Origin of the sequence: Catonella sp., from assembly GCF_052169795.1 — a bacterium.
Classification (GTDB): Bacteria; Bacillota; Clostridia; order Lachnospirales; family Lachnospiraceae; genus Catonella.
This window is the reverse complement of sequence record NZ_JBQNBU010000067.1, coordinates 1-11,625: the sequence shown is the minus strand read 5'-3', so window position 1 is coordinate 11,625 and position 11,625 is coordinate 1. Positions and strand designations below refer to the sequence as shown.

General features: G+C 27.2%; 9 protein-coding genes. All 9 read left to right on the top strand.

Features of this window, described 5'->3' with window-relative positions; genetic code table 11:
* Positions 1–244: 244 nt before the first annotated feature.
* On the top strand, positions 245–1,552 hold the full coding sequence (locus ACTTKP_RS09275; protein WP_442553621.1) for an ATP-binding cassette domain-containing protein: 1,308 nt from the start codon (positions 245–247) through the stop codon (positions 1,550–1,552).
* A gap of 11 nt (positions 1,553–1,563) precedes the next feature.
* Positions 1,564–2,298 (top strand): ABC transporter ATP-binding protein, encoded by a 735-nt coding sequence (locus tag ACTTKP_RS09270; protein WP_442553620.1) that lies wholly within the window; start codon positions 1,564–1,566, stop codon positions 2,296–2,298.
* Between the two features lies 1 nt (position 2,299).
* Positions 2,300–4,210, top strand: a complete 1,911-nt coding sequence (locus ACTTKP_RS09265; protein ID WP_442553619.1) for an FtsX-like permease family protein — start codon at positions 2,300–2,302, stop codon at positions 4,208–4,210.
* 64 nt (positions 4,211–4,274) lie between these two features.
* Complete coding sequence (locus ACTTKP_RS09260) at positions 4,275–5,849, top strand: hypothetical protein (RefSeq protein ID WP_442553618.1); 1,575 nt, start codon at positions 4,275–4,277, stop codon at positions 5,847–5,849.
* Positions 5,830–6,438, top strand: a complete 609-nt coding sequence (locus ACTTKP_RS09255; protein ID WP_442553617.1) for a response regulator transcription factor — start codon at positions 5,830–5,832, stop codon at positions 6,436–6,438. Before ACTTKP_RS09260 ends, ACTTKP_RS09255 begins: the two co-directional genes overlap by 20 nt.
* 151 nt (positions 6,439–6,589) lie before the next feature.
* The gene (locus tag ACTTKP_RS09250; protein ID WP_442553616.1) at positions 6,590–7,450 is read left to right on the top strand and encodes a hypothetical protein; all 861 of its coding nucleotides are present in this window, start codon (positions 6,590–6,592) and stop codon (positions 7,448–7,450) included.
* 372 nt (positions 7,451–7,822) lie between these two features.
* Positions 7,823–8,674, top strand: coding sequence for a tyrosine-type recombinase/integrase (locus ACTTKP_RS09245; RefSeq protein WP_442553615.1), 852 nt, complete (start codon positions 7,823–7,825; stop codon positions 8,672–8,674).
* 318 nt (positions 8,675–8,992) lie between these two features.
* On the top strand, positions 8,993–10,663 hold the full coding sequence (locus ACTTKP_RS09240) for a methyl-accepting chemotaxis protein (protein ID WP_442553614.1): 1,671 nt from the start codon (positions 8,993–8,995) through the stop codon (positions 10,661–10,663).
* 155 nt (positions 10,664–10,818) lie between these two features.
* A complete protein-coding gene (locus tag ACTTKP_RS09235) occupies positions 10,819–11,586 on the top strand; it encodes a ParA family protein (RefSeq protein ID WP_442553613.1) in 768 nt (255 codons plus the stop codon).
* The last annotated feature ends 39 nt before the right edge of the window (positions 11,587–11,625 follow it).

The following is an 11,625-nucleotide window of genomic DNA, read 5'->3' as shown; positions in this document are numbered from 1 at the left end:
TGGACTTGATGATTTTGAGCTATATATTAAAAGGCATTAACTGTTGAACTCCCGTCTTTTAGGTTTTTAGTATAGCATAGATAAAAGATATTTTTACAAAAAGTCGGTATAACTTTTTCTTAAAGCGTATAAAAGTCGGTATAACTCAAAATTGAAAATTTTATTTTTTTGCACTTTTTACTCATAACATTTTTTATAAATGTTAGTATAATATGAGCAAATAAGAAGAAAGCGGATAGTATCGATGTGGTTTGATTTAATTTTAGTTGCATCTGCAATGATTTTTGTGGGTATATATTCATTTAAATTATTTATTTTATTACTATTGGTTATGACATTTGAAATATCTTTATACATTTTTGTTATGCAAATAAAACAAGAAAAATTAGGAAAAGAAGTGCTGGAACAAAAACGTACTTTGGATAAGGTTTTTTCATTTGTAGATAGTCTTTATGTTCTAAAGAGCAATAATGCTCATATAGAGGCTTATGAAAAATGGGTTGAAAAATTTGAAAAATATATGAAAGCTATTTATGAAAGAAATAAACTATTTTCAGAATGTATGAGTTTTAATAGTTTTTTTACAACTTTTCTGCCAATTGTAGTAGTTATATATTGTGTTTATTATCAGCATGATATTAGTAGTGGAAATTTATTGCTTTTGTATTTAATGACTTTAAATTTTATTACACCTCTCAATAAGATATTGGCTTCAATTGATGAAGTGGCTTATGAATTAAAGTATTTTGAAAAAGTAACAGAATTTTGTTCTTTAGAAAGTGAAAAAAATGGAATGTATAAATTATCGGGAAGTAATATGTTAGATATAGAATTAGATAATGTTAGTTATAGATATGAATATAATAGTGATGAAGTTTTAAAAAATATATCTTTAAAAATAAGGGATGGGGAATTTGTTTCTATTATAGGTAAAAGTGGATGTGGAAAATCTACACTTGCGAAAATAATATTAGGTTATGAAGAAGCAACAGATGGGGTTGTTAATTATAATAATGTAAACATAAGGAATGTAGACAAAAAAGATTTTAGAAGCTTAGTATCATTAATAACTCAAGATACACCTATATTAGATGGAAGTATTGATTATAATGTTACTCTTAATAGAAAAAATATAAATAAAGAAGATTTGAAGAATGTACTTGAAAGCGTAAATTTATATGAAGATGTAGAAAGAATGCCAATGAAATTTAACACCCCACTAAGAAGAGATAATACAAAGTTATCAGGTGGTCAAAAACAGAGAATTGCATTAGCCAGAGAACTTATTTCAAATCCTAAAGTGTTGGTATTAGATGAGCCTACTTCAGCATTAGACATAGTTACCGAAAAAATAATTCAAAGAAATATAGAAAGATTAAATTGCACAAGAATATTAATTACTCATAGATTAAACACAATAACAAAATCTGATAAAATAATTATTTTAGATGAAGGTACGATTGTTGATGTTGGAACACATGATAGTCTATATATGAATAACAAAAATTACAAAGCGATATTTGATTGTTATATGAATAATGAAGAAATATAGGAGAAAAAATAATGAACAAATTAGAATTAAAAAAAGTGTATAAAAAATACAATGGTCAAGAGAAGTATGTATTAGATGACATTTCACTAAATGTTAAAGATGGGGAGTTTGTATCCATTATGGGTAGGAGTGGCAGCGGAAAAACCACTTTGCTAAATTCCGTATCTACAATTGATAAGATTAACAAAGGAACTATTTTATGTGGAGATGTGGACATTTCCAAGCTGACAGATAAAGAGGCATCAGAATTTAGAAAAAATGAAATAGGATTTGTTTTTCAAGACTATATGCTTTTAGACAGTTTAACAATTAGAGAAAATATCGCTGTGGCATTATCTCTTAAAAAAGTAAATAAAAAAGAAATAGATAAAAGGATAGATACATATGCTGAAATGCTTGGAATTTATGACCAGTTGGATAAGTATCCATATCAGCTTTCAGGAGGACAAAAACAAAGAGCAAGCATTATAAGAGCAATAATCAAAAAACCTCTTATACTGTTTGCGGATGAACCTACAGGTGCTTTAGATCTGAAATCATCAAAGGATATAATGAAAATTTTTGAAAAAATAAATAAAGAGCTGAATGTAACTATAGTTATGGTAACGCACGATGCAATTTCATCTTCTTATTCAGACAGAGTTGTATTACTGAAAGATGGAAAAATTGAAAAAGAAATATACAGAGAAAATAATGGAATATTTTATGAAGATATAACAAATTCATTATCTAAGTTAGGAGAATAAAATGGAATTTAAGATTACTAAGGCAAATATAAAATCAAACTTCTTTTTGTATAAAGTTTATTTTTTGGCAACTACAATTATCCTAACTATATTTTCAGCATTTTTAAATTTTTCATCAGATAGTATGATATTAGAAAGAATCAGCGAAAGTGGTAGAGTTGAAGCAATGGCAAAAGCTATTTATTTTTTTCTGCTAATTTTTGTTGCGTTCTTTCTTATGTATTTTAATCACTTCTTTTTAAAAAATAGAAGTAGAGAAATAGGCATACTTGCATTACTTGGATTTTCAAAAGCTAAACTGGTAAAAATTTTATGCTATGAGAGTATTGTAATATTATCACTAAGCTATATCTTTAGTGTGGTGTTGGGAGCATTTGCGTATTTAGGTATTAAAGTGGCTATTATAGGCATATTAAATCTTGGCATATATCCTAATTTATATATTGATTCCGGTGCAGTGATAGAACTGTTATTGATAGCTTTTGTTATATTTATGGTGAATATGGTTATTAATTTGATTTTAGTGATGAAACATTCTTTGATAGAATTTGTTAATTACTCTAAAAAGAGTGAAAGAATTGTAAAAATAAGACCTGTGATGTCTATTTTGGCGTTTTTATTAATTATCAGCGGATATATAATTTGTTTGACAAGTTACTTTGGAATAAAAGGAATATGGAAAATAGGAGTTACACCTGTTTTTGTATTGGTTGCTGCCTTAATAGGGTTTGGAACAATTATACTTGTAAAATTTGGAGTGCCATATATATTAAACAAAATCAAACGAAATGTGAATAAATTATATACGCCGTTGGGTAATATTGTATATCCTAAGTTAATTTTTAGAATATCATCAAAAAACAAATTATTGATAGTTTTAAGCTTACTTATAACAATGACAGTTACAATGATTGGTATAATGACATTTACGCTTGTATATCCGATGAAAGCGATTGACAGATTGAATCCGTCTGTAATTGAGTATAATTCTAAAAATGATATATTTAATGAGGACAAGCTATCAGAAATTGCAAAATCAAATAATGCTGATGTGTTGAATACCACGATATTGAGAGTGAAGACCACGCCAAGCATTCCTATAACAGAAAGTGGAAATAAGGGAATAGATTTTTTTGATATTGTGAAGTTTAGTGATTATAAGAGGTTGATGGAAGCTCAGGATAAAGAAAATAAGATAGAGAAATTAGAAAAAGATGGATATTTGTTAATAAACTACTATCCTACTGAGAAACCTTTATATATCAAATTTGCTCTTTACAACGACGATGAAATCAATATAAAGAAAGTAAATACAAATAATATTTTTAGTTTTGCTAACAGCGTAACAACTCTTGTGGTTGATGATGCTTATTATGAAAAATTAAAAACAGAAAATATCGGAGAAAATATTAACATAACTACTATAAATGGAAAGGGGTTAAGAGATAGCAAAGATTTTTATGAAAATTTTAAAGAAATAGAAGATATTCAAAGTAGTTATTTAAAAAAATATACTATTGTAAGAGATAATTCATCTACATTTATATTTATTTCTTTTATAGCAATATTGCTTGTTATATGTACTGCAAGTATTCTCTATTTCACAAATTTGATTGAAATAATTGAAAATAAAGAAGAATATAATTATCTTGGCAAAATTGGATATTCTAAAGTAGAGGTTATGAATATCATAAAAAAAGAAGTAGGTGTACTATATAAAATACCACTAATTATAGGAATTTTGAATGGAGGTTTTATGTTGTTTTCTTTTCGCCATATATTGATTGATAAGTTAGTAGGTTCAAAAGATTTGATAACAACGACATCTGTAACCCTAATTTCTTTTATAGGAATTTATTTCTTGTTTTACCAAATGACAAAAAAAGCAGCAAAAAAAATGATTAAAATATAATATGTGTTATAATAAGTAGGATTGGATATACTGATCCTATTTATTTATTGGAGGTGGTAATAGTTTGTACGAGATAGTTCCTTTTTTTAAAGAAAATATAAATAGATATAGTTGGATAATGTTTATAATAGTACAGCAAATTCTTTTTCTGTTTTATTTAAAAACAAATATTTTGTTCGGTGAAATTTTATTTGTTGATGCTATGGTCTTAATTTTTGATTTGATAAGTATAATATATATTTATTTGGCTTGCCATATTAGGAAAAACAATGAAATTTTTCTAAAAAAAATTATAATTTATGTATCATTAATTTGTTGGCAGCACTTTTTTGTATTAAACGAAAATAATTTTTGGTATGGAATGGGAGCGATACTTCAGCCAATAGTAACATATGTTTTCACTATTGGAAGTTTCAATTTATTGTTATATGGAAAGACGGATTTTAAGAGGAAAATTGATACTTTTATTTGCATTGTTTTGTGGTTGATGGTGCCGATGTTTTTGGTAAATAGAACCATATTTAATTTTATGTACCTTATATTATTTGCCGGATTGCATTTGTATCCATTTTTAATAATGGTATTTTATAGGAAATATTTTAATAGCATTTTATCAAAAATTAGAAAAGAGTGTACTCTTTTTTCTTTTTTTCTTTTGTTTTTATTGTGCTTAATTTTTGTAGACGAGTTTGTTAAAATTGGCTTAGTTTATTCAAATATAGGCTGGTATGCGGTTACAATTACAATATGTGTTATTACTTATTTGAGATTTGTTCAAGAAGTATTATTAGTAAAAAGCAAAAATATTGTTGGAAAAATTACTTTAATTAGTAGCTTTATAATATTATTATTTGTTGTGTTATGGATGCTGATACTATATCAAAATGTGAAAAGATTTGATTATATAGTATTATATTTAGGATTAACCGAGCTATTTATGTTTATAATTGTATTATACATAAAGATATATTTGGAATATAGATTGTATATCAGGGCTTCTAATTTGGAAAATAGTAAGTTTATAAGTATGCTGAAAATAGAGGAAGAAATCAAAGAGCAATTTGCGGAATATTTACATGATGATATTTTGCAAAGTGTTATTGCTGTAAAAAACATTACTCAAATATCTTGCATAGAGAATGAAAATAAGAAACTAATAGTAGGTGAATTAAATAGCTTAGTGGATAGTATTAGAAATGAAGTAGATACCCAAAAGCCAATTATTAATTCAGATGTAAATTTAAAAACGGTTTACAGGGAATTGATAAATAGCTTATGTAAGAAATATAAAACAAACAAGATAGTTAATTTTCATTGTACCGATAAATTAAATATATATTCTCCTTATTCGGCAATCATATATAGAATGATTAAGGAACTCATAAATAATGCAATAAAATATTCTGACGGATATGTAGTTGAACTTTATTTAGATGTTAGATTTGATAATATCTACATAAAAATAAATAATATTACTCAAAATGATGAAATAAAAATAGGTAATGGACTTAATAATTTAAAAAAGAAGGTTGAATTTTTAAAAGGGAAAATAGATATTTGTATCGAAGATGGCTGTTATTATGTAGATATTATAATACCGATGGAAAGGAGGATTTGCTTTGAAAATATTGTTAATTGATGACCATAAACTATTTTCACTTAGTATACAGATGATTTTGAAACAAAATACAGAAATAGAAAAAATTGATATAATGTCAGATATAAAAGATTTAGAAAATATAGATACTGCACAGTATGATATTTATTTAATAGACATTAACCTTAATAATATTTCGGAAGAAACAGGATTAGAACTTGCTGAAAAATTAATAAAAAAAGATAATAATATTTGTATTGCAATACTGACAGGACATTTAAAGTTGATGTATGAAGAAAAAGCAAGTAAAATAGGTGCTAAAGGATTTATAGATAAAAATATAGAACCTGAAGAACTTATAAAAATTTTAAAATTAATATATGCCGGAGGAAAATATTTTAAGAATATCGAAACCAAAGAGTTTTTTTATGATAAATTAACTCCTGCTGAAATAAAAATTCTTTCTTTAACAAGGAAAGGCAAAAGCATAGATGAAATTACCAAAGAAGTCTATATAAGTAAAAGAACGGTATTTAATCATTTGAACAACATATATTCTAAACTTGAGGTTAATAATAAGCAGGAGGCTGTGTATAAGGCTGAACAGTTAGGATATTTTTTTGATTTTTAATGTTTGGTGTGAATTTAATATGTGAGAAATTATAGAGGGAAAAACAGGCTGAATAATAAATAATATACTGTAAAGCAGACCAAAACTTATATACAAAAAACTAAAAAACTGATATAATATGAATTAAGAAAATGTGTAGGAGAAATGATAAATGGGCGATAGACCAGACAAAATAAAATTTCATCCGGGATTTTATGCAGCAGCAGAGCTTGAATTTAGATTAGAAAAAGCAAATCTAAAATTTGAAAGAGAATATAATCTCAGCAAAGAGCCGCTAAGAATAGATTTATTAGTATTAAATGATGATGTAAAACTTGAAAGTGAAGTTGGAAAGCTATTTAAGAAATATAACATAATAGAATATAAAAGTCCCGATGATGGATTGACAATAGATGATTTAATCAAAACAGAAGGATATGCTTGTTTATATAAAGCATTAGGAAGTACAGTAAATGAAATATCAGAAGAACAAATAACAATATCACTATTTAGAGATACATATCCTGCCGAGCTTTTTAAATATCTAAAAGAAACAAATAGAGAAATTGAAGAAAAGTATGCGGGTATATATTATATAAAAGGAAATGTAAGATTTGATGCACAAATAGTAGTTATGAATAGACTTAGCGAAAAACATAGTGCATTAAAAGTATTATCAAAAAATGCAAAAGAAGAAGATATAAAATACTTTTTAATGGAAATATCAGGACTTAAAAAGAAAGCAGATAAAGAAAATGCTGATGCAGTATTACAAGTAAGCATATCAGCAAACAAAAAAATATATGAAGAGATTAGGAGGAATGAAACTATGTGCCAAGCATTAGAAAAATTGATGGAAGATGTTATAGAAGAAAAAGTTGAAAAGAAAGTAGAAGAAAAAATAGAAGTTGCAAAACAAAAAGAAAAGAGAAATTTAGCAAAAGCCTTAATTAAATCCGGCAAACTAAAATTAGAAGAAATTGCTGATTTAACAGGCTTGTCTTTAGCAGAGATTAAGACGATAAATGAATAACTAAGTAAGCAATATAAAACTCCAAAAATATATTTTTATCAAAATTATGCAGCACTGAAATTCAGTGTTGCATAATTTTTTTGTTTAAAAATAAGCATACTTCAAGTTTGTTAATATATAGATATACAAAAAAAATACCATCCCGAAATCACTATAATCTCCATATTCGCATTTTAAAGGCAAAAAGATATTTGATATGGCTAAATGCTAAAATGAGCGTAAAAATTATTTTAAGACTATCAAGACAAGGTTATATATTGCTAATATACTTTTATGATTTGATTGAGAAATTCAAGTCAATCAGAATAATTATGTGCTATCATCTAATGCATTGTCGGTTTACTAAAAACTAAAATTCAAGGAGAAAAAACTATGAAAAACAAAGATATCATCATCGACGAAAAAATTCTTAAAAACTATGAAAAAAATTTAATGATACAAGAATTTTCTGAAAACACAATAAATCAATATACTACTGCAATAAAAATGCTGTCTTTTTATTTGGATGGACGACATATATCTAAAAAAATATTGATAGAATGGAAAGAACATTCTCTTTTAAGTTATGAAAAAACAACCATAAATTGCAAAATAGCAGCCATAAATAATTTTTTAGATTATGTGAATTTATCTGAGTTTAAGTTAAAGTCTTTTAGAGTTCAAAAAAAGATGTTTTTAGATGAAAAAAAAGAGCTTACGAAATCTGACTATATAAAACTTGTAGAAGAAGCTGAGAGAAAAAAAGATACAAGAATATCTCTTATACTGCAAACATTAGCATCTACAGGAATAAGAATATCAGAACTAAAATACATAACGATAAAAGCCATAAGAGATGGGAAAGTAGATGTATTTTGCAAAGGAAAAGTAAGAGTGGTATTTTTAAATAAGAAGTTATGTAAAAAACTTTTAATGTATGCAGGTGGTTTAAAAAATAAAAATCAAAGCATATTTGTTACTAAAAACGGAAAGAATATAGATAGGTCTAATATATGGAGAGAAATGAAAAAACTTTGCGAAAAAGCAAAAGTAGATGCAGAAAAAGTATTTCCTCACGCATTTAGACATTTATTCGCAATAGTTTTTTATAACATAAAAAAAGACATAGCAAAACTTGCAGATGTATTAGGACATTCAAGTATAAATACAACAAGAATTTATATAATGGAGTGTGGCAAAAATCATAGAAAACAAGTTGAAAAAATGGATATGATATTTACATAAATAAATACAACATAAGATATATTATGTTGTATGCCTTAGAAATAACTATAATTTTTGGTGGTTTTACAATAGAAAAAGACTAACTAAAAAAGTGAAATTAAAGCATAAAAAACTATATAAGATAACCAAATCTTACTTACAGAAATTTTATATGCTTTTTTGAGTAGAAAAATAAGCGAGAGGAGGAAATAAATACTAATATGGATTAAGTGTAGCTTTATTTTTTTACTAATTGGAAAAACTATTTTTTGATTGTGAAAAAATAGGCTGGTGCAAGAAAATAAAAATATATTTAGAAATTTAGGAGGATTTGTGTGCATGGAAAAAAGCAGGAGAAAATTTAAAGGTCTAAACAGCATTGGAGTAAAGGTTGGAATTTTAATAGTAGTAGTTTTGATTATTATTCTTGGAGCGAAATCAGCATTTCAGATTAAAAATGAATTTCACGAAAAAATTGCTCAAGGAGAAACTCTTAAACTTGAAAAAACAAAAAATCTTGCAGATAAGTTAGAAAAAAGATTTGCGATAGCACATCAATTAGGATCAAGCGTACAGATAAGTCTACAAAATACAATGTCTAAAATAGCTAAAGAAAATAGAAAAAGAGAACTGATAATAGATAATATCGCTGCTATGTTTTCTCAAAACAAATCTGCAACAGGTATAGGAATATATTTTGAGCCTAACGCCTATGATGGAAAAGATAAAGACTATGTATCTTCTGACTCTAAAACTGGAAGATTTACAAAATATATTTATAGAGAAGAAAATTCAGATAAGCTGATTATAGAAAATGATGAAGATACCGACAAAGACTGGTATAAAAGAGCAATAAGTTCAACGAAAACTATATTGATAGAGCCTTACAAAGGTTCAGATGGATATTGGGTAACATCTTATGCTATGCCTATTTCTGATAATGGGAATACGGTAGGAGTTGTTATTGTAGATTTGCGAATAGATGGAATACAAAAAGAAATGGTGGAAAATTCTGATGGAGCAGAGGACTTTAGAGGACTACTTACAGATGAAGGTGTCTTTGTAGCAAACGCTATGGACGAAACTCTAATTTCAAAAAATCTTTTTGACCTTATTCCTGAAGCTAAAGATAGCGTAATGAAAGCTATAAACAGCGATTATGTAATAAATGATGAAAAAATAGCCGGAACTACGATAGAAGGAAAAATAATATATGTGCCGGTAGATATTGAAGGTGTGGAAAATAACTGGTGCTTTGAATCAGTAACATCATTAAACTATTTTCTTAAAGAAGCAAAAAAAGAAGCTATAGAAAGTGTTATTTTGGATATAGGAATAGCTTTGTTTATAGGAATAGTTGTAGTTATTCTTTTAGTGTTGAGAGTATCAAAACCTATGGGACTGATGGAAAGGTCAATAGAAAAATTTGCAAACTATAATCTTGACCTAAAAGAAGAAACAGAAAAAGCCAAAAGATATATCAAAAGAAAAGATGAAGTAGGAAATGTATTTAGAGCTTTACACGATTTGAGAGTAAACTTAACAGATATAGTATCAAGCATATCGAGTCACGCACAAAATACAGCAGCCACATCAGAAGAACTTACAGCAACAGCACAAAGCACAGCTCAGGCAGCGACAGAAGTTGGAAACGCAGTGGAAGGAGTGGCACAAGGAGCAACAAGCCAAGCTCAAGATGCACAAAATTTAGCAATAGATATAGAAAAATCCAATGTAGCGGTAACTGAGATGATAGAAATAGTCGAAAAACTGACAAGTCAAAATGATTATATAAGTCTTAGAAAGGATGAAGGAAACGAAAGCCTGAGCAATCTTTTAATTGCAAATACGAAAACAACAGAATCGGCTGAACAGATAAGCGAAATAGTAGAAGAAACAAATCAAAGTGCAGAAAAAATAGAAAAAGCAAGTGAAATGATAAAAACAATAGCAGCACAAACTAATCTTCTATCCTTGAACGCTGCAATAGAGATAGCTGTTGGAATGTAGGGGAAGAAAAAAATAAAAATAGGAATATGCTCAAAACCTTATAAATACTACCTTTTCATCAAATACATTGAGGTAGAAAAAATGTGAACACTTAAAGAAGAAAGTGTTTTTTTTATTGTCAAAAGACAGGAAAAGGAAAAATGGAGGATATGAGTATGGCAGAAATTATCGTAGTAGCCAATCAAAAAGGTGGAGTTGGAAAAACAACTACAACATTAAATTTAGCATATTCACTTAAAGCATTAGATATAGATGTATTGCTTGTGGATATGGACCCACAAGCAAATTTAACAAGGTGCTTAGGAATAGACAACCCTACAAAGTTAGAAAAAACGATAGGACATCTTATGATGGAAGAATTAGATTGTGAAGAATACAAAGCTGATGAATATATTTGTACTTGTGATGGAATAGATTTTATTCCTTCAAGCATATATCTATCAGTAGTTGAAACTCAGTTAAAATCTGGAACAGGAAGTGAGAAAGTCTTATCAGAAATAATAGATAAGGTAAGAGATAACTATGATGTTATTCTTATAGATACATCACCTTCTCTTGGGATTCTAACAATAAACGCTTTGTGTTCAGCAGATAGTATTTTAATAACAGCAGATACACAAATGTTTGCTATGGTAGGATTGCAAGACTTGATAAAAACTATAACCAAAATAAAGAAAAGATTGCACTCAGCAATAGAAATAAAAGGTATAGCACTTACTATGTGTAACAATAGAACTAATTTGTCAAAAACAATTATAGAACAAGTCAAAGAAAATTATGGTGAAGCAATAAGAGTTTTTGACACAATAATACCACAAACAGTAAAAATAGGTGAAGCAATCTATTATGGACAAAGCATTAAGAAATACGCAAAAAAATCAAAAGCAGATATAGCGTATGATAGCCTTGATAGTGTCAACTGACATATGAAAAAATGTTAGTAAGAAAAAAGCACTTTCACA

Excerpts from the sequence above, each read along its gene's own strand:
- ACTTKP_RS09275 (WP_442553621.1), top strand. The coding sequence starts at position 245 with ATGTGGTTTGATTTAATTTTAGTTGCATCTGCAATGATTTTTGTGGGT.
- ACTTKP_RS09270 (WP_442553620.1), top strand. The coding sequence starts at position 1,564 with ATGAACAAATTAGAATTAAAAAAAGTGTATAAAAAATACAATGGTCAA.
- ACTTKP_RS09265 (WP_442553619.1), top strand. The coding sequence starts at position 2,300 with ATGGAATTTAAGATTACTAAGGCAAATATAAAATCAAACTTCTTTTTG.
- ACTTKP_RS09250 (WP_442553616.1), top strand. The coding sequence starts at position 6,590 with ATGGGCGATAGACCAGACAAAATAAAATTTCATCCGGGATTTTATGCA.
- ACTTKP_RS09245 (WP_442553615.1), top strand. The coding sequence starts at position 7,823 with ATGAAAAACAAAGATATCATCATCGACGAAAAAATTCTTAAAAACTAT.
- ACTTKP_RS09240 (WP_442553614.1), top strand. The coding sequence starts at position 8,993 with ATGGAAAAAAGCAGGAGAAAATTTAAAGGTCTAAACAGCATTGGAGTA.
- ACTTKP_RS09235 (WP_442553613.1), top strand. The coding sequence starts at position 10,819 with ATGGCAGAAATTATCGTAGTAGCCAATCAAAAAGGTGGAGTTGGAAAA.